Consider the following 19,710-nt stretch of genomic DNA (forward strand, 5'->3'; position numbering starts at 1 on the left):
ATTACTGGAAATTGTCAACTTCGGTTAAGCTCAGCTTGTTGTTGTCATTGATAATTTCATTGAGTTCCACTGCACAGGAAACCCCTCAGGATACCACCGAAACCGGGTATACTTTGGGTGAAATAACGCTGCCTGATTCTGAATTAATCTCTTCTTTCTACGAATACGATCCTATTTTAGACCGGTATATTTATCGGGAGCAGTTGGGAGATTTAGATCTTTCTATCCCTTTAATTTTAACTCCTGAAGAATACGAAAACCTGGTCTTAGATGAAGAAATGCGCAATTATTTTAAGCAGAAAATTGATGCGCAGGCCGGGCGAAAAGAAGGAGCAGCGGAAATTCAGCGAGATTTATTGCCAGACTTTTACGTAAATAATAGTTTTTTTGAAAGCATTTTTGGTGGTTCAGAAATTAATATTGTTCCGCAGGGAACGGTAGAGATGGATTTGGGCTTACTTTACACCAAACAGGATAACCCTGCTTTTTCTCCCAGGAACAGGCAAAACCTCACTTTCGATTTCGATCAGCGAATTAGTTTAAGCCTGCTTGGGCAAATTGGAGAACGTTTGCAAATTACCGCCAATTACGATACCGAATCTACATTTGATTTTCAAAATCAATTAAAGTTAGAATACACGCCTACCGAAGATGATATTGTAAGAAAAATTGAAGTAGGAAATGTAAATATGCCGCTCAATAATGCGCTAATGCAGGGCGCACAAAGTTTGTTCGGATTTAAAACCGAATTACAATTTGGTAAAACCCGAATTACCGGTGTTTTTTCTGAACAGAAATCAGAACGAAGAACGGTAAATGTGGAAGGTGGCTCTACTGTAGAAGAGTTTGAAAAGTTTGCCCTGGATTACGACCAGGATCGTCACTTTTTTCTTTCTCATTATTTTAGAGACAACTATGATGAGGCGCTTAAAAATTATCCTTTTATAAATACCAATATTCAAATTAAAAGGGTGCAGGTTTGGGTAACCAATAGAACCAATAATGTTCAAAACCTAACCGATACGAGGAATATTGTTGCTATTCAGGATTTGGGCGAAACTAATTTACCGGGAAATATAGGTTTAGATAATATTCCAGCAGGGTTTTTTAATCAGCCAGGTGGAAGTTTTCCAGATAACGAGAATAACGATTTTAATCCATTTGGTATAAATGGTTCGGCAGAATCTGTTCTTACGTCTGCAATTAGAGATGTGGCAACGGTAGATAACGGTTTTGGCGGAGTTCAGGTTTCAGAAGGGCTGGATTATGTAAAGTTGGAGAATGCAAGACAATTGCAGCCCAACGAGTATAGTTTGAACACCCAACTTGGTTATATTTCCTTAAACCAGCGATTAAGCAATGATGAAATTTTAGCCATCGCCTTTCAGTATACGGTAAACGGTGAAGTTTACCAGGTTGGAGAATTCGCCAACGATGGCGTGAATGCAACAGGAGACAATAATCCTGCTCAAAACCCAACACAAGATCCCAATGAGCCCGTAACCAACCAGAGAATAAACCAGAACCTGGTGGTTAAAATGCTAAAAAGCACCATTACAAATGTAGATGAGCCTGTTTGGGATTTAATGATGAAAAATATTTATAGTCTTGGCGCTTATCAATTAGAGCGGGAAGATTTTAGAATGAATATTTTATATACAGATCCGCAGCCACTAAATTATATAAAACCTGCTGGGGATGGCTCGGTGCCATTGCCTGAAGATGTTAGGGAAACCCCATTGCTTAGGGTTTTTAACCTCGATAAATTAAATAACAATAACGACCCTATAAATGGTGGAGATGGTTTCTTTGATTATGTGCCTGGTCTAACAATAGATCCACAAAATGGAAATATAATTTTTACTTCGGTAGAACCCTTTGGGCGGCATTTATTTGAAAAACTTGATAACTCCCCCAATACGGGAACTGAAGATTATAATAACCCTGAAACCTGGAATGCCAATCAACAAAAATATGTTTTTAGGTCTTTATATCGAACCACGAAAACACAGGCAGAACAGGAGGATGCCGATAAGAATAAATTTCAGTTAAAAGGGAGATATAAATCGGGCGAAGTTGAAGGAATTCCTATTGGCTTTAACCTTCCGCCGGGATCTGTTACCGTAACTGCCGGGGGTAGGCTGTTGCAGGAAGGTGTAGATTATGTAGTGAATTATGAATTGGGAAGAGTTCAAATTATAGACGAAGCTTTGTTAGCTTCAGATATTCCAATCCAGGTAAATACCGAAAATAATGCCTTGTTTGGACAGCAAACCAAACGTTTTACAGGGATAAATGTAGAACATCAGTTTAATGAAAATTTCCTGGTTGGTGCTACTTTCTTAAACCTCAAGGAACGCCCGCTAACCCAAAAAGCAAATTATAGTTACGAGCCCATAAATAATTCAATTTTCGGTTTTAATGTGAATTATTCTACCGAGGTTCCTTTGTTTACTAGGCTGGTAAATAAGTTGCCCAACATAGATACCGATGTACCTTCTAACTTTTCGGTAACTGGAGAATTTGCCTATTTACAACCTGGGGCACCGGCAATTAACGATTTTCAGGGAAAAGCAACCACCTATATAGACGATTTTGAAGCAGCGCAAACTACAATAGATATTAGTGCTCCATTAAGTTGGGAATTAAGTAGTGTTCCGCTTGGGTATGGTGGGGAACGCGCCAATGGCGATATAAAGGTGGGTGATAAAAGGGCGAAATTGGCCTGGTATACTATAGATCCTATTTTTTATAGCAGTAACCGCCCCAATGGGATTACAGATAACGATATTTCTACCTACGCAACAAGAAGAGTTGCCTTGAGCGAAATTTTTCCGAATACCGATGTAGTGCAAGGACAGCCCCAGGTGGTGTACACTATGGATGTAGCTTATTTTCCTGAAGAACGTGGGCCTTATAATTTTAACCCTGCAGCCACAAATGGATCCCTGCCCAATCCTTCGGAAAGTTTTGGAGGAATAATGCGCGGAATAAATACTACCAATTTTGAACAAAGCAATGTAGAGTTTATAGAATTTTGGGTAATGGACCCTTATATTTATTCTGAAAATAGGGGAAATTCAGCGGGAACTATCAATTTTAATCTAGGGAATATTTCTGAAGATGTTCTGAAAGATGGTCGTAAACAATATGAAAACGGTTTGCCCGCTAGTGGTGGCGCAGAAAATATCATAGAAACGCAGGTTGCCAAAGTCCCTGCAGACCAATCCTTAATTTATGCTTTTGATTCTGAAGGGGAAGAGCGAACCAACCAGGATGTGGGTTACGATGGTCTTTCAGATGCGCAAGAATCATTAAAATTTCCTGAATTCAGCAATTTGCCCGATCCTGCGGCAGATAATTACGAGTATTTTCTAAATACCGACGGCGATATAGTTAATCGCTATAGGAATTATAATGGGCCAGATGGCAACTCGCCGCCAGAAGTTGGCGATACCAATAGGGGGAATACAACATTGCCAACTACTGAAGATGTGAACCGGGATAATACGATGAACACTATAGATAGTTATTTTGAATATAAAATACCTTTCTTCCCGGGGATGGGCGTAGAAAATAATCAATATATAACTGACGAGAAAGAACTTACCACCACGCTTAGAAATGGAAATGAACTCCCTGTACGCTGGCTTCAGTTTAAAATTCCAATTTACGAGCCTACAGATGCTAAAGGAGGTATAGCCGATTATAGATCTATTCGTTTTATGAGAATGTTTCTTAGTGGCTTTGAAGAAGAAACTTTATTGCGCTTTGGAACTATGGAATTGGTGAGAGGTGACTACCGAAGGTATAATCGAGGTTTAAGAGATAGAAATATTCTTCCGGAAAATCAAAACACTCTTTTTGAAGTTTCAGCAGTAAATATTGAGGAAAACGAAAATCGGCAACCGGTGCCTTATGTTTTACCTCCGGGCGTAATTAGAGAAGAGCTTTTTGAAAATAACACCAATATAAGGCAAAACGAACAATCCCTTTCTCTTAGGGTTTGTGATCTGGAACCACAGGATGCAAGGGCGGTTTACAAAAATTTCCAGATAGATATGCGGCAGTATAAAAACCTTGAAATGTTTTTACACGCTGAATCGCTACCCAACCAAACTCCTTTAAAAGAGGGACAGTTGGTAGCTTTTGTAAGAATGGGAACCGATTTTACCGATAATTATTATCAAATTGAAATTCCATTAAGTCCAACGGCTTTTGGCGCGATGACTGCTGAAGATATCTGGCCGGAAATTAACAGAATGAATCTTCCGTTGGAACTACTTCAACGCGTAAAAACGGGTGTTTTGGGAGATCCTTCTTTAAATTCTGGAGAATTAAATTTCTTTACCGAAAATTTAGAATTGATAGATGAAGAAGATTCTTATGAAATGGATCAATTACGCCTTGGGATAAAAGGAAACCCCAGTTTTGGAAATGTAAGAGTATTAATGTTAGGTTTAAAAAACGGAACTCCCACTAATGGGGTTCAGGATTTATGTGGAGAGGTTTGGTTTAACGAATTAAGACTTTCAGATCTTGATAATGAAGGCGGTTGGGCAACAATAGTTAATATGGACACCAATTTTTCAGATTTTGCTACGGTTGCCGCTACCGGTAGAAAAAGTACCGTGGGGTTTGGGACAATAGAACAGGGGCCAAATCAGCGAAGCCGGGAAAATTCACAGCAATATGATGTGGTTACTAATATAAATGCAGGCCAGTTACTTCCAGAAAAATGGGGTGTAAAAATTCCGTTTAATTATAGTAGGGGCGAGGAGTTAATTACACCAAAATACGACCAGGAATTTCTTGATTTAGAACTGGAAACTAGACTTGCCGATATTGTAGATCCTGTAGAAAGAGATAGGGTAAAAAAACAATCGCAGTCTTATACAAAACGGCAAAGTGTAAATATTATAGGCTTGCGGAAGGAGCGCACTGGCGAGGCAAAACCCATGCCTTACGATATAGAGAATTTTGCTTTTACAACTTCTTATAATCAGGTAGATCATCGGGATTTTGAAATTGAAGAGTCTTTAAACCAAAATGTAAGAGCCGGGGCAACCTACGAGTTTAATTTTGAACCCAAACAGGTAGAACCTTTCAAAAATATTTCGGCTTTAGATAGCAGCGATTATTATTCCCTGGTAAGAGATTTTAATGTGAATTTACTGCCTTCTAATATAAATGCCAGTTCTACGATTTTAAGACAATACAACGAACAAAAATTTAGATCCCTGGAACTCTCAGACGATGATTTGGGAATTCCAACACTTTACCAGCGAAACTATATGTTTAACTGGGAATATGGTATAAATTATAATCTTACCAATTCTCTAAATTTCAGCTTCAACGCTTCCAATAATCGAATAGTAAGAAATTATATAGATGAAGATGGTTTTGCCAACAATACCATTGGGGTTTGGGATAATTTTTTCAGTATAGGCACACCAGATTTACATTATCAAAACCTGCAGGTTAATTACGATCTTCCTTTTGATAAAATTCCTGTGCTGGAATTTATAAATGCTACGTATTCTTATACAGGCGATTTCCAATGGCAACGCGGTTCCAGGATTTACGAAAACCTGGAAGGAATTCCAGATATAGGAAATAGTGTTCAGAATTCAAGTTCTCACCAAATAAATGCAAGTTTAGATATGGAGAGCCTGTATTCGTACCTGGGTCTGGAAAAGAAAGAAGGGCGTGGAGGCCAAACTATAAAGCAACGAAGTGCCGGGGTGCCTACATTAGATGGAAGTCCACGAGATGCAGAGCGTGCCAAAAATACCGAAGTGCTTGAAAAAACCAGCAAGGGCTTTAATACGTTTGTAGATTTTGTAACTATTTTAAGTAGACTGCAGGTAAACTATCGCGAAAATGAAGGGACTTTTCTTCCTGGTTATACTCCCAGCGTAGGGTTTATGGGCACCTTGCAGCCCAGTACAGCCTTTACTTTTGGTTGGCAGGATGAAGTTAGATATACTGCTGCAAGAAGAGGTTGGTTAACCCTGTTTCAAAATTTTAATCAGCAGTATTCTACTTTAAAGAATGAGCAATTAGACGTGCAGGCTTCGCTGGATATTGTTCCAGATCTTACGGTAGATATTAGCGCGAACAGGAATTATTCAGAAAATTTCTCAGAGAATTATAGGGTAAATCCTACTACCATGGAATATATTTCTTTGACGCCTTATAATTATGGGAATTTTAATATTTCTACCATTCTTATAAAAACCGCCTTTAATCAGTCAGATGAGCAATCTTCTGAAACTTTTGAAAACTTCAGGGAAAATCGTCTAAATATTGCTCGCCGTATTGCTCAAGAGAGAGGTTTAGATCCCAATAATGTAGATGAAGACGGTTATCCGGTGGGAATAGGAAAAACAAACCAGGCCGTTTTATTACCGGCTTTTGTTTCGGCCTATGCAGGGAAAGATCCCGAAGATATTAAGTTGGGAGCTTTTAGAGATATGCCTTTGCCAAACTGGAATATGAAGTATACCGGTTTAATGCGAATTGGTTGGTTTAAAGATAAATTCAGAAGAATTTCTATCAATCATGGCTATCAGTCTAACTATACCATTAATCAATTTCAAACAAACCTGGATTACGATCCCGAGAATGAATTTGAAACCAACCAGGCCGGGGATTTTAAAAACCCAATGCTGTATTCTAATATTGTTTTAACCGAATTATTCACGCCGCTTTTCCGATTAGACCTGGAAACGAAAAATGCTATTCAGCTTTTAGCAGAAGTAAGAAAAGACCGAATGCTTTCCCTGAGTTTTGATAATAACTTATTGACTGAAACCACCGGAAACGAATATATTTTAGGTGCGGGTTATAGAATTAGCGATTTAAGAATTGCCACCGGCCTTGGAGGCACCAATCGTATTCTAAGCAGCGATCTTAATTTTAAAGCAGATGTTTCCTTTAGAAGAAATAAAAGTATTATAAGGTATTTAGATTTAGAAACCAGCCAGGTAATTGCCGGCCAGGATATATGGCGTATTAATTTCACAACAGATTATGCGATTTCCAGTAATCTAACGGCAATATTTTATTACGAACATAATTTCTCTGAATATGCGGTATCTACTGCATTTCCGCAAACAACCATAAGATCGGGTATTACACTTAGATATAATTTTGGAAATTAATTGAGGCTTGTTTGAAGTATTGCTTTAAAAAATTAACTTTGCTCTAATATAAAATAGAACTAATGAATATTCCACAAGATTTAAAGTACACCAAAGACCACGAATGGATTAAGGTAGAAGGTGATACGGCTACAATTGGTATTACAGATTTTGCCCAGGGCGAATTAGGTGATATCGTTTATGTAGAAGTAGAAACCGTAGACGAAACCCTTGAAAGAGAAGAGGTTTTTGGAACAGTTGAAGCTGTAAAAACAGTTTCAGACCTTTATTTGCCTCTTTCTGGCGAAATTATTGAATTTAACGAGAGCCTTGAAGATGAGCCGGAAAAAGTAAATTCAGATCCTTACGGAGAAGGTTGGATGATTAAAATTAAATTTTCTGATGAATCTCAGCTGGAAGATCTTTTAAGTGCAGATGCCTACAAAGAAGTTCTTGGTAGCTAAAATAACTTTATTTGTAGCGAGCCTTTATACTATATTACTAACGGTTTCTTCTTTAGTTAAACTGGGTAAGATTAGTGTTGGGAGTTTTAATCCTACAGATAAACTTTTACATCTTGGAGCCTATTTTGGACTTGTAGCATTGTGGAAGGTATATTTTATGCAAAAAAATAGACCTCAAGCTACTTATAAAGGTAACCTATTTAAAATAGCCGGCCTCTCTATACTGTTTGGTATGTTAATTGAGGTTTTACAGGGTATACTTACCAGTTATAGAGAACCAGATTGGTATGATATTTTGGCGAATACTGCTGGAATTTTGCTTGCTGTTCTTATCTTTCTTCTCTTTGAAAAGAGTCTAAAAAGGTTAAATAGTAAGATTAATTTAATTTTTTAGAAAAAATATTTAATTTAGCAATCCTTATTAATCAATAACCTATTATGGAACCAAAGAAAAATCCAAAAGCCGATTTAACCAGAAGAAGTGTATTTTTTCTGCAATTGGGGCTTATTGTTGTTCTATTAATTACCTGGAGGGCAATTGAATGGAAGACTTATGACAAGGAAGCCATTGATACCGGCCAGTTAAATATGGACGATTTAGACGATGAAGAAATCCCAATTACAGAGATGCAGAATACACCTCCACCTCCACCACCTCCACCTCCGGCACCAGAGGTTATTGAAGTTGTAGAGGATGAGGAAGAGGTAGAAGAAGACGAAATTGAGTCTACTGAAACCAATATGGATGAAATTGTTGAGGTAGAAGAGGTTGTTGAAGCACCCGTAGAAGAAGAGGTTGCAGATGTTCCCTTCGCTGTAATTGAAGATGTGCCAATCTTCCCGGGTTGTGAAAACCTAAATAACAACGAAGAGCGTAAGCAATGTATGAGCCAAAAGATTAGTCAGTTTGTAAACCGTGAGTTCGATACAGATCTTGGTGCAGAACTTGGCCTTTCTGGTGTAAACAGGGTAATCGTTCAGTTTAAGATAGATGAAAAAGGAAATATTACCAATGTGCAATCCAGAGCGCCACACCCAAGGTTAGAGCGTGAAGCAGCAAGGGTAATTAATAAATTGCCTAGTATGCAACCGGGTAAACAACGTGGTAAGGCAGTAGGGGTTATGTACTCTTTACCAATTGTATTCCAAATTCAGGACTAAGAAATTTATTTAGTATAAATTTAAATCCCGGGCTTGTCCCGGGATTTTTTATTTTAAGCTGGTTTACTCTATCTAAAAAAATGTATATTTCGAAGGTGTAACCAATCTTTCCCTACTTTAAGTATGAAGAACTACCTGTTTCTTCTTTTCTTGCTAAGTGCGATTATTTTAAAATCTCAGGCCCAGGATAATAGCCAGCGTTTTCCTGAATTTCCTCAATGTACCAATGTAGATTTTGCTAATAAAGAAACCTGCTTTAAAAATACCCTTACCAAATTTGTACTGAATAATTTTGAAGTTCCTTTAGAGGTAATACGAGAAAATTATAGGGGAGAAATCATTGTTATTTTTGAAGTTGATAAAACCGGAAATTTTAATATTGTTTATACTGATGCAGCTTATGCAGAATTAAAGGAAGAAATGCAGCGTGTTTTTAATATGTTGCCTCAAATTAAGCCGGCCACTTATAATTCCCGACCAATTTTTGTTCAATTTAAAATGCCTGTAAAAATTCCGCTGGAATTAAATACTGAAGATTTTTCTACTCCCTCCCAGGTTGAACCTGATATTTCAGAAATCAATTTTCAGCAACCTCAAGAAGATGATCTGACTAATGAATATGATCAAATTCAATCGGAAGAATTTACGCGCCCTCGGTATGAAAGTCAGATAAATATTCCTTTATCGCATGAATACTACAGCCGTTTTGATGCTGAATTCAACAAAATAGGAGTGAATACTCACTCGGCTTCAAAGCCTTTGCTTTTTTCTGAAGTTTCTAAATATTATAATTTTAAAGCTGAAGAAGATAAAATGCTGCGGGATGCAGAATCCTGGTTTGGCAAAAAGTTATGGAATGAGCATTTGGTGCAATATCAAACCGAGGATTATTGGTTTACCCTGGATTTTGCTTTAGATCTTCAGTTAGGAAAAGATTTTCAGCAAACAGACTTCGATTTTACGTATAATAACACCCGCGCTCTTATTTTTCAGGGTGGTTTAGGGAAAAACTTTAATTTTTATACGGTAGCTTACGAAAATCAGGGCAGGTTTGCCGATTATTACAATAGGTTTGCCGAATCTATTAGGCCAGATGGCGGCGATCCTGCTATAATACCCGGCCGGGGAATTGCAAAACCTTTTATGGACGAAGGTTATGATTATCCTGTAGCTGAAGGGTATTTATCTTACACACCTAATAAGTTTTTTAATCTTCAATTTGGCCACTGCAAAAACTTTATTGGAGACGGTTATCGCTCCCTTTTAATGAGTGATAATGCTTCACCATATCCTTATTTTAAACTCAACACCACATTTTGGAAGTTAAAATACACCAATACCTGGATGTCTTTGCGTGATGTGAGACCGGCAGTTACAGAAAATGGTTCCTTTAGAACAAAATATATGGCCAACCATTACTTGAGTTATAATGTTACCAAAAGACTTAATATTGGTTTATTTGAATCTGTGGTTTGGGAAAATGATAATAGCCGGGGCTTCGATTTAAATTATTTGAACCCGGTAATTTTTTATCGGGCTATAGAATTTTCTACCGGGGCACGTGGCGGCAATGCAATTATTGGCCTTACTTCAAAATATAAATTTTCAGATGAAATTAATATCTATGGTCAAATGATTATAGATGAATTCTCTACCTCTGATGTTTTTGGTGGGAATCAAAGTTGGAAAAACAAACTTGGGTATCAATTGGGAGTGAAATATTTTGATGCTTTCAAAATCCCCGGGTTATTTCTACAGGCAGAATATAACCAGGTACGGCCTTACACTTATTCGCATAACACAGGGGTTTTAAATTATGGGCATAATAACCAGTCTATGGCTCACTTGTGGGGCTCTAATTTCAGGGAGATTTTAGCTATTGCCCGCTATAAAAATGATAGATGGTATGGAAGTGCCAAAGTAATTTACGGCAAAAGAGGTTTTGATTATAATATGGCAACAAACCAGGCTGCCTATGGAGGAGACATCTATACCAGCGAGCGCCAGCGGCCTTTTGATGTCGGTGTGAAAATTGGCCAGGGAAATACTACAACTTCTTTCTTTTCGAATATTGAAGCAGGTTATATTGTAAACCCGGCAACAAATTTAAAGCTTTACGGTAGTTTTATTTATCGCTCTTTTAACCCCGATGTAAAGACGCATCAAAATTATGAGAATACAACTTCCTGGATAAATTTTGGTTTACGTACCGATATTTTTAACTGGTATTACGATTATTAAATAAATTGCTAAATTACTATAGTATTTTAAGCAGTTTTATTCAATATTTTTTCATTTTGTTAAGTGCTGAAAATTAACATTTTTGCACCCTTGCCAAAACCCAATTAAGGAGTATCTTTGCGCCAATTGAAAAAACCTATTTTTGAGCAGCACCGGTGTACATACTTCCTCGGCTTCTATCCTAACAGACTTTAAAGAAATTACCAAGGTGCGGCTTGCCGTAAGCGTGGTTTTTTCTTCGGTTGCAGGTTATTTTTTGGGTGCAGATAGCATAGACTTTGTTACTGTTTTTTTACTTGCCATTGGCGGTTACTTTATGGTGGGCGCTTCAAATGCTTATAACCAAATTATAGAGCGGGATCTTGATGCACTTATGGATCGCACCAAAAACCGACCTATTCCCGATGGTAGAATGTCGGTAAGTACAGCGTTTTTAATAGCGAGTGTTTTTACCATCGCCGGGCTTATCGTTTTATACATTATAAACCCCAAGACGGCTATGTTTGGGGCAATTAGTATATTTTTATATGTAAGTGTTTATACTCCACTTAAGACTAAAACCCCGTTATCAGTTTTTGTAGGTGCAATTCCGGGAGCAATTCCTTTTATGCTAGGTTGGGTAGCGGCCACAGGAGATTTTAGTATAGAGCCCGGAACTTTATTTATGATACAATTTTTCTGGCAGTTTCCTCATTTTTGGGCAATAGGTTGGTGGTTGTTTGACGATTATAAAAAAGGAGGTTTTTTTATGCTACCTACTGGAAAGCGTGATAAGGGAACGGCCATACAGGTAATTCTTTATACCGTATGGACCATTTTAGTTTCTTTAATTCCTGTTTTTGGAGTTACAGGTAAACTTTTTCTGTCGCCGGTAGCTGGTGGGCTCATTCTTCTACTCGGTTTGGGAATGCTGTATTATGCTTTGAAATTGTATAAGGAAAAGACGGCGCAGGCCGCTAAGAAATTGATGTTTGCAAGCGTATCTTATATTACGCTACTTCAAATAGTATATGTTTTTGATAAATTTATAAGAGAATGGATTTAACTCAAGGTGCCGAAAAGCACAAATACGATAGAGCAAAGAAGATGATGCTCTGGTTTGGGATAATTAGTATGATTATGACCTTTGGTGGGCTCACCAGTGCTTATGTAGTAAGTAAAACAAGACCAGACTGGTTAACAGAATTTGATCTTCCAAATGCATTCATGTGGAGTACCCTTGTTATAGTTTTAAGCAGCCTCACGTTTATATTAGCAAAACAAAGTGTTTTAACCGGAAACCGAAGAAACGCCTCGGCTTTACTTATTGGCACACTGGTGCTTGCGGTCTTATTTGTGGCGCTTCAATTTAATGGATTTACTGAAATTATTGCCGAAGGTTATTACTTTACCGGTAGTGAAAGTAGTATTACCACTTCCTTTATTTACGTACTGGTTCTAGTGCATATGGCTCACCTGTTGGCGGGCATTATCACGCTTTTGGTAGTAATTTATAACCATTTTAAACAACGTTATAAAAAAGGTCAAATGCTTGGAATTGAGCTAGGTGCGACTTTTTGGCATTTTGTTGATCTTATGTGGATTTACCTGTTTGTGTTTTTATATTTCTTTAGATAATAAAATTGCGTATTTTTGCGCAATACTTAAAATTTAAATACTCTTCTATGGAAGCTACTGTTGTTAGAACAGGCACCGAAGGTAAAACCTGGGGTGGTGGAAATGAGCCTTTAAAGTCCAGTTATGGCAAAATGATGATGTGGTTTTTCATCGTTTCCGATGCACTTACCTTCTCTGGTTTTCTTGCAGCTTATGGGTTTTCCCGCTTTAAATTTATGGATTCGTGGCCAATTGCCGACGAAGTTTTTAATCACTTTCCATTCTTACACGGGGTAGATGCGCCAATGTATTATGTGGCATTAATGACTTTTATCCTTATTTTTTCTTCGGTAACCATGGTATTGGCAGTAGATGCCGGTCACCAGTTAAATAAAGCCAAAGTTACTTTTTATATGTTTCTTACCATTATTGGGGGAATTATTTTCCTTGGTTCTCAAGCCTGGGAATGGAAAAATTTTATCAATGGAACTTATGGCGCGGTGTACACTAATGGAGGTAACGTTCTTCAGTTTATTGATGGCGACGGTCATAGGGTAGCACTGGCAGATATTGCTATCCCGGCAGCTTCAGATAGGGTAGAGCACGAATCTAAAAATGGAGTATGGTTTGAATCTGAAAAAGCCATGCCATCTTATTCTATAGAAGAAGTAAAAGCTGGTTTTGCTGCAAATCCAGACCTTTTAATAAGAACGCAGATAATGACCGAGGAGGGTGAAAAAACCATCCTTTCCCGTGAAGAGTCTCTTGCTAAATTAGATAGTGAAGCAGCAGGAGTGGTAGAAGGTGCTAACCTTACCCGTAATGAATACGGCCCGCCATTATTTGGAGATTTTTTCTTCTTTATTACCGGTTTCCACGGTTTTCACGTTTTTACTGGGGTACTTATTAATATAGTAATTTTCTTCAATGTACTTCTTGGTACTTACGAGCGAAGAAAGAATTACGAAATGGTAGAGAAAGTTGGTCTTTACTGGCACTTTGTAGATTTAGTTTGGGTATTTGTTTTCACATTCTTTTACCTGGTATAATTTCAGAAAATATTAAAAATGGCACACGGTACAGCACATCATCACGAATCTAATACAAAGAAGATCTGGACGGTATTTGTAATCCTATCTATCGTTACACTTATAGAAGTTGTTTTAGGGATTTTTAAACCAGAATTTCTTACAGGAACTTCTTTTTTAAGCATGTCTCTTCTTAACTGGATATTTATAATTCTTACAATTTATAAAGCATATTATATCGCCTGGTCTTTTATGCACCTTGAAGGCGAAACCAAAGGATTGCGAAGAGCAATTGTTTGGACCTCAGTTTTTCTTATAAGTTACCTTATTTTTATTCTTCTAACAGAAGGTGACTATATTTATGAGGTGTTTAAATCTAATCACGTAGCCTGGGATTTTTAATCTGGCTTAAAAGTTAAAAGTTTAGAGAAAGGCGGTTTTGTGAAACCGTCTTTTTATTTTTGCACTCACTTCTATAGACCCGATTATGAAAAAGTTTTTAGTGCTTTTAGTGCTTTTTGCATTGCCCATTATTGCTTATATGTTTTTTGCTTCAGGTCAAAATAATTTCGCAAAATTACCTGTGTTAACTCCGGAAGTTGATGATGTTTCTAAATTTGAAAGTCTTGATGGGGAACCTATTAGTTTAGAAGATAAAATTAGCATTGTAGCTTTTTTTGGTAAAGATCTAGATAACCTAAAGGGAAACACCTTTAATCTTGACCAGAAAATACTTGAAAAATATTACGAATTCAAAGATTTTCAGTTTGTAGTGGTATTACCACAAGAAGCCAGGGAAGAAGCTAAAAAATTTAAAGAAGAATTTAGCGGTATTTCTGAAACTGAAAAATGGGAATTCATTTTTGGAACTTCAGCACAGGTAGAACAGGTATTTGAAAGTTTCAACACTCCACACCAGCTTAATAATACTTATACGCCTTACGTTTTTATTGTAGATAAAGACCTTAATTTAAGAGGGCGTGATGAAGATGAAGATTTTGGAAAGGTTTATGGGTATGACTCCCGTTCGGTGGCAGAATTGAGTGATAAAATGAACGACGATGTAAAAGTTATTCTTGCTGAATACAGGCTGGCTTTAAAAAAGAACAACGCCGAAAGAAAAAACAATTAGCATGAAAAAAAAGTATTCTTATATAGGGCTTTCGCTTATCATTTTAATTTTCGGAATAATTGTTATTCCAAAAATAGTTGAAACGATTAGTAGCGATGAAGTAGTAAAATCTGACCGATTAAATATTAAAGGAGCCGACAAAAAATTGAATACCGATAAGGCACTTTCTTATATCGAAATAAACGGGAGAAAGAAAAAAGCCCCAGAATTTCAATTAATAAATCAGGATGGTGACACGGTTAGTAGTAAAGATTACCGTGGGAAGGTATATGTAGCCGAATTCTTTTTTACAACCTGCCCTACAATTTGCCCAATTATGAATCAAAACCTGGTAGAAGTTCAGGAAGAATTTAAAAATGAAGAAGATTTTGGAATTGCTTCATTTTCAATAGATCCAAAACATGATACACCAGAAGTTTTAAATGCTTATGCTGAAAATTATGGAATAGATCATCCCAACTGGAATCTATTAACCGGAGAAAAAGATTCCATTTACGGGCTGGCAAATGGCGGATATAATATTTATGCCGGTGAAAATAGTGAAGTTCCCGGTGGTTTTGCTCACCAGGGCCTTTTTGCGCTTGTTGATAAAGAAGGTTATATTAGATCACGTTTAGATAATTTTGGAAACCCAATAATTTATTATCGAGGATCTGTAGAAAGAAATAAATCGGTTGTAGAAGGTGAAGAAGAACCGCAAATTGATATTTTAATTGAAGATATTAAAAAACTACTGTGAGAAAAGCACTAACAAAAAGCGATAAAATTGCGGTGCCGGTAATAATTGCATTATCTATACTTGTGCCGGTTTTGGTACTTATTCTTATGTACCTCCCAGAGCGTTATAATATTTTTGGCGCACAAACAGGAACTTTCCCGTTTTTTCACGCGGTTTTAAATGGTTCTACGGCTGTTTTACTAATGCTTAGCTACTTCTTTATGAGCATTAAGGAATATAAACTGCATAGAAATGTGATGATCACTGCATTTGTACTTTCAGCCATATTTCTGGTGAGTTATGTGATCTCTAAAATTAGTAACGATCCCGTGCCTTATGGTGGAGAAGGAATTTTACGTCCTATTTATTTCTTTATTTTAATTACGCATATAGTGCTTTCAGCAATTATTGTTCCCCTGGTACTTTTTACTATGTATCGCGGCTTAACCGGCGAATATGATAAACACGCGAAAATTGCCCGCTGGACCTTTCCAATCTGGTCTTATGTTGCAATTACAGGGGTTTTGGTTTATATTTTTATGTTTCCGTATTATTAATTTTTCTTCTGAAGTAATTCAAGTCTTAACAACTGCAAAGAGAGCTTAATAGTAAAATTTATTAAATTTGCATTTAGAAATTACTGCTATGAAAATCAGGTTTTTATTTATCTTTTTCTTTTTACTTCTTCTTCCTGAATTAGCTGAAGCGCAATGTTCTATGTGCCGCGCAGTTTTAGAAAGTGATACAGACACCAGTGCTGCCGAAGGTATTAATAACGGGATTCTTTACCTCATGGCTTTTCCCTATTTGTTGGTGGGTGGCCTGGGATATTTTATATATCGTTCCCGAAAAAAAGCGAAGAAGTCTGGAAACGCATAAGCAGCTTTTAAAATATTTTCTTCAATTATATGTAACATTTCGCTTTTCGTAGAGTCTTATGGGTGACACTTTTAGTTAAAAGTTAACAACCTGTAATTTTTCACTACGATGATAGAAATTAAAGATCTTCATAAATCCTATAAAATGGGTAGTAATTCACTACACGTTTTAAAAGGAATTAATTTTAGCGTTGCTGAAGGGGAACTCGTTTCTATCATGGGATCTTCAGGATCTGGAAAATCTACTTTACTTAATATTTTAGGGATGCTAGATGAAGCCGATGGAGGCTCTTATACTTTAGATGGCGTTCCTATAAAAAATCTAAACGAAAAAATAGCGGCCCGGTACCGTAACAAATTTTTGGGTTTCATATTTCAATCCTTCAACCTTATTTCTTATAAAAACGCTCTGGATAATGTTGCACTTCCGCTGTATTACCAGGGAATTAAACGTGGTGAACGTATAGATAAGGCAATGAGTTACCTTGAAAAAGTAGGTCTTGCAGATTGGGCAGGGCACTTACCCAATGAGCTTTCTGGAGGGCAAAAGCAGCGTGTAGCAATTGCACGAGCACTTGCCAGCGACCCAAAAGTACTTTTAGCCGATGAACCTACGGGTGCCTTAGATTCAAAAACCTCTTACGAGGTGATGAATTTAATTCAGGAAATTAACGATGAAGGCCGTACCATACTTGTTGTAACACACGAACCCGATATTGCAGCAATGACCAAAAGAATCGTCAATTTAAAAGACGGTAGAATTATACAGGACACCCCCGTTAACCAGGTTAGAGCGCTACAAAATGTTTGATCTTGAACGTTGGGAAGAAATTTTTGAAACAATTCGTAAAAATAAATTACGAACGTTTCTAACCGGGCTTTCTGTGGCTTCGGGCATCTTTATTTTGGTAGTTCTTCTGGGAATTGGCGAAGGAATGCGCAATGGTATTGCGCAAGAGTTTGAAAGGGATGCCGCCAATATAATGTATGTTTATACCGGGGTGACTTCTAAAGAATATAAGGGCCTGAATCCCGGGAGAAGAATTCAGATGAAAAATGAAGACTTCAATTACACCGCCGTTAAATATCAGGACGATTTAGAATATAGATCTTCTATCTACAGAATTTGGAATGGAATAGTGAATTTTGGAAAAGAATCTGGTTCTTATCGTGTAGAAGGTGTTTATCCAGATTATCAGTTTCTGGAAAACAGTGGGATGGTGGAAGGAAGATTTGTAAATTTTAAAGACCATCAAAATTTCGAAAAAGTTGTAGTTGTTGGTAATAAAGTACGCAACGACCTTTTTAAAGACAAAAAAGATCCCATTGGTGAGTATGTTCAAATTTCAGGAGTAAATTTTAAAGTAATAGGTGTTTTTACCGATCCGGGTGGGGAAAGAGAAGAAAGTAGGGTTTTTATGCCACTTTCTACCGCACAACGTGTTTTTGGAGGCGGTAATAATATTGCAAATATGGCTTTTACCTTAGAGCCTGCAGAAAACTTTGAAGCAGCCCTGGCCGCTTCTACTCGTTTTTCTGAAGCTATAGAAAATCAGTTAAAAGAAACCCACACCATAGCGCCAGACGATGAAAGTGCCATTAGCATTAATAACTCTCTGGAAAATGCCAAGCGTTTCTTCGATCTTATGGATATGATAAAATTCTTTTTCTGGGGAGTTGGTATTTGTACTATTATAGCCGGAATTGTTGGTGTAAGTAATATTATGCTCATAATTGTAAAAGAAAGAACCAGGGAAATTGGAATTAGAAAAGCACTTGGCGCCGAGCCACTTTCTATAGTTGGAATGGTACTTCACGAATCTATTTTTGTAACCGCAATTGCTGGGTTTATAGGTTTAATTGCCAGTTTGTTACTATTGGAGTTTGTGGGTCCGCTTATAGAAACCCAGTATATTTCCAATCCTTCGGTTAATTTCAATGTAGCCCTTACTACCGTTTTTATCCTGGTTTTGGCCGGTGCAATCGCCGGATTTTTCCCTGCCTGGAGGGCTGCGAGAATTAGACCTATTGTAGCATTAAGAGACGAATAATATGTTTAGCAGGGATAAATGGAACGAGATAATTGAAGCCTTAAGTGCTAACTGGTTTAGAACTTTACTTACGGCTTTTGGGGTAATGTGGGGAATTTTCATCCTGGTTATTTTACTGGCTGCCGGTAAAGGGTTTGAAAATGGCGTAAAACAAGGTTTTGGAGGTATAGCTACCAATACTATGTTTATGTGGACACAAACGGCTTCTAAACCTTATAAAGGCCTTCCCAAAGGCAGGCGCTATAATTTTAAAACTTCTGATGTTGAAGCCTTGCGGGAAAATGTACCTGGACTTAGGTTTATATCTCCCAGGAACCAGTTAGGGGGATTTGGTGGAAATAACAATGTGGTTCGCGGTTTACAAACCGGTGCCTTTAACGTGTATGGAGATTATCCCGAAATCATTCAGCAGGAGCCTATGGATGTTACTTCTGGAAGGTTTATTAATTATCTGGATATTCAGGAAAAGCGTAAAGTTGCCATAATTGGTGAAGGGGTAAGGCGCGAATTGTACGAAAAGGAGGAAGAAGTCCTGGGAACTTATCTCAAAATTAATGGTGTAAATTTTATGGTAATTGGCACATACAAAAAGAAAGGTGGCGGAGGTGGAAATTCAGAAGAAGCACAGAAAGAAATTTATGTGCCCTTTACGGCTTTTTCCCAGGCTTTTAATATGGGAGATACCGTAGGTTGGATGGCGATCACTGCCGAAGATGAAAATTCTATTACCAGCTTAAAATCCAGCGTTTTAGATCTCATAAAGAGCAGGCATTCTATTCATCCTGAAGATGATAGAGCCGTAGGTAATTTTGATTTATACGAAGAATTCAACAAAATAAACGGTTTGTTTATAGCCTTAAAAGCAGTGGCTTATTTTGTAGGGATTTTAGTACTGCTATCAGGGATAATTGGAATTAGCAATATTATGCTCATTGTAGTAAAAGAAAGAACCAACGAGATTGGGGTTAGGCGTGCACTTGGCGCCACACCCTGGTCTATTAGGGGGCAAATTTTAATGGAATCTATTTTTCTTACCATAATTTCAGGAATGGCAGGGATAATTTTTGCCACCGGAATTATTGCCGCAATAAATTATGCCTTAAGCGGTATGGATACTTCAGAAATGATGTTTGCCAATCCAAGTGTAGACCTGGGAGTGGTACTTACTGCTTTAATGATTTTAATTTGCTCTGGTTTGCTGGCCGGGCTTATTCCGGCGCAAAACGCAATTAAGATCAAGCCTGTAGATGCCCTTAGAACCGAATAACAAAAAAAAGTAAAGAATACAAATTCAAT

16 protein-coding genes are annotated in these 19,710 nt (G+C 37.4%); all 16 read left to right on the forward strand.

Annotated features, from left to right (window positions below):
- The first annotated feature begins 50 nt into the window (after positions 1-50).
- The 16 genes from sprA (at position 51) to J0871_RS05865 (ending at position 19,681) form a co-directional block, all read left to right on the forward strand.
- On the forward strand, positions 51-7,166 hold the full coding sequence (gene sprA / locus J0871_RS05790; RefSeq protein WP_346014330.1) for a cell surface protein SprA: 7,116 nt from the start codon (positions 51-53) through the stop codon (positions 7,164-7,166).
- 62 nt (positions 7,167-7,228) lie between these two features.
- Positions 7,229-7,609, forward strand: a complete 381-nt coding sequence (gcvH, locus tag J0871_RS05795) for a glycine cleavage system protein GcvH (RefSeq protein ID WP_208224167.1) — start codon at positions 7,229-7,231, stop codon at positions 7,607-7,609.
- On the forward strand, positions 7,581-8,003 hold the full coding sequence (locus tag J0871_RS05800; RefSeq protein ID WP_208224168.1) for a VanZ family protein: 423 nt from the start codon (positions 7,581-7,583) through the stop codon (positions 8,001-8,003). Before gcvH ends, J0871_RS05800 begins: the two co-directional genes overlap by 29 nt.
- A gap of 44 nt (positions 8,004-8,047) precedes the next feature.
- Positions 8,048-8,770, forward strand: a complete 723-nt coding sequence (locus J0871_RS05805) for an energy transducer TonB (RefSeq protein WP_075325656.1) — start codon at positions 8,048-8,050, stop codon at positions 8,768-8,770.
- A 123-nt stretch (positions 8,771-8,893) separates the two neighbouring features.
- On the forward strand, positions 8,894-11,011 hold the full coding sequence (locus J0871_RS05810) for a gliding motility protein RemB (RefSeq protein ID WP_208224170.1): 2,118 nt from the start codon (positions 8,894-8,896) through the stop codon (positions 11,009-11,011).
- Positions 11,012-11,153: 142 nt separating this feature from the next.
- Complete coding sequence (gene cyoE, locus J0871_RS05815; RefSeq protein WP_208224172.1) at positions 11,154-12,056, forward strand: heme o synthase; 903 nt, start codon at positions 11,154-11,156, stop codon at positions 12,054-12,056.
- On the forward strand, positions 12,047-12,628 hold the full coding sequence (locus tag J0871_RS05820; RefSeq protein ID WP_208224174.1) for a cytochrome c oxidase subunit 3: 582 nt from the start codon (positions 12,047-12,049) through the stop codon (positions 12,626-12,628). The genes cyoE and J0871_RS05820 overlap by 10 nt, the downstream gene beginning before the upstream one ends.
- 47 nt (positions 12,629-12,675) lie before the next feature.
- Positions 12,676-13,656: a cytochrome c oxidase subunit 3 gene (locus tag J0871_RS05825; RefSeq protein ID WP_208224176.1), complete on the forward strand. Its 981-nt coding sequence runs from the start codon at positions 12,676-12,678 to the stop codon at positions 13,654-13,656.
- Between the two features lie 18 nt (positions 13,657-13,674).
- Positions 13,675-14,037 (forward strand): cytochrome C oxidase subunit IV family protein, encoded by a 363-nt coding sequence (locus J0871_RS05830; protein WP_208224178.1) that lies wholly within the window; start codon positions 13,675-13,677, stop codon positions 14,035-14,037.
- 85 nt (positions 14,038-14,122) lie between these two features.
- The gene (locus J0871_RS05835) at positions 14,123-14,767 is read left to right on the forward strand and encodes a hypothetical protein (protein WP_208224180.1); all 645 of its coding nucleotides are present in this window, start codon (positions 14,123-14,125) and stop codon (positions 14,765-14,767) included.
- A gap of 1 nt (position 14,768) precedes the next feature.
- Positions 14,769-15,506: an SCO family protein gene (locus J0871_RS05840; RefSeq protein ID WP_075325663.1), complete on the forward strand. Its 738-nt coding sequence runs from the start codon at positions 14,769-14,771 to the stop codon at positions 15,504-15,506.
- Positions 15,503-16,042, forward strand: a complete 540-nt coding sequence (locus tag J0871_RS05845) for a DUF420 domain-containing protein (protein ID WP_208224182.1) — start codon at positions 15,503-15,505, stop codon at positions 16,040-16,042. Before J0871_RS05840 ends, J0871_RS05845 begins: the two co-directional genes overlap by 4 nt.
- Before the next feature lie 88 nt (positions 16,043-16,130).
- On the forward strand, positions 16,131-16,364 hold the full coding sequence (locus tag J0871_RS05850) for a hypothetical protein (protein ID WP_208224183.1): 234 nt from the start codon (positions 16,131-16,133) through the stop codon (positions 16,362-16,364).
- A gap of 108 nt (positions 16,365-16,472) precedes the next feature.
- Positions 16,473-17,174: an ABC transporter ATP-binding protein gene (locus tag J0871_RS05855; protein ID WP_075325666.1), complete on the forward strand. Its 702-nt coding sequence runs from the start codon at positions 16,473-16,475 to the stop codon at positions 17,172-17,174.
- A complete protein-coding gene (locus tag J0871_RS05860; RefSeq protein WP_075325667.1) occupies positions 17,167-18,414 on the forward strand; it encodes an ABC transporter permease in 1,248 nt (415 codons plus the stop codon). Before J0871_RS05855 ends, J0871_RS05860 begins: the two co-directional genes overlap by 8 nt.
- Before the next feature lies 1 nt (position 18,415).
- Positions 18,416-19,681, forward strand: coding sequence for an ABC transporter permease (locus J0871_RS05865; RefSeq protein ID WP_075325668.1), 1,266 nt, complete (start codon positions 18,416-18,418; stop codon positions 19,679-19,681).
- Positions 19,682-19,710: the final 29 nt, after the last annotated feature.

Origin of the sequence: Salegentibacter sp. BDJ18 (assembly GCF_017579965.1) — a bacterium.
Taxonomy (GTDB): domain Bacteria; phylum Bacteroidota; class Bacteroidia; order Flavobacteriales; family Flavobacteriaceae; genus Salegentibacter.

Coding starts and splice junctions, on each gene's coding strand:
- gcvH (WP_208224167.1), top strand. CDS start 7,229: ATGAATATTCCACAAGATTTAAAGTACACCAAAGACCACGAATGGATT.
- J0871_RS05800 (WP_208224168.1), top strand. CDS start 7,581: ATGCCTACAAAGAAGTTCTTGGTAGCTAAAATAACTTTATTTGTAGCG.
- J0871_RS05805 (WP_075325656.1), top strand. CDS start 8,048: ATGGAACCAAAGAAAAATCCAAAAGCCGATTTAACCAGAAGAAGTGTA.
- J0871_RS05810 (WP_208224170.1), top strand. CDS start 8,894: ATGAAGAACTACCTGTTTCTTCTTTTCTTGCTAAGTGCGATTATTTTA.
- J0871_RS05820 (WP_208224174.1), top strand. CDS start 12,047: ATGGATTTAACTCAAGGTGCCGAAAAGCACAAATACGATAGAGCAAAG.
- J0871_RS05825 (WP_208224176.1), top strand. CDS start 12,676: ATGGAAGCTACTGTTGTTAGAACAGGCACCGAAGGTAAAACCTGGGGT.
- J0871_RS05830 (WP_208224178.1), top strand. CDS start 13,675: ATGGCACACGGTACAGCACATCATCACGAATCTAATACAAAGAAGATC.
- J0871_RS05835 (WP_208224180.1), top strand. CDS start 14,123: ATGAAAAAGTTTTTAGTGCTTTTAGTGCTTTTTGCATTGCCCATTATT.
- J0871_RS05840 (WP_075325663.1), top strand. CDS start 14,769: ATGAAAAAAAAGTATTCTTATATAGGGCTTTCGCTTATCATTTTAATT.
- J0871_RS05850 (WP_208224183.1), top strand. CDS start 16,131: ATGAAAATCAGGTTTTTATTTATCTTTTTCTTTTTACTTCTTCTTCCT.
- J0871_RS05855 (WP_075325666.1), top strand. CDS start 16,473: ATGATAGAAATTAAAGATCTTCATAAATCCTATAAAATGGGTAGTAAT.
- J0871_RS05860 (WP_075325667.1), top strand. CDS start 17,167: ATGTTTGATCTTGAACGTTGGGAAGAAATTTTTGAAACAATTCGTAAA.
- J0871_RS05865 (WP_075325668.1), top strand. CDS start 18,416: ATGTTTAGCAGGGATAAATGGAACGAGATAATTGAAGCCTTAAGTGCT.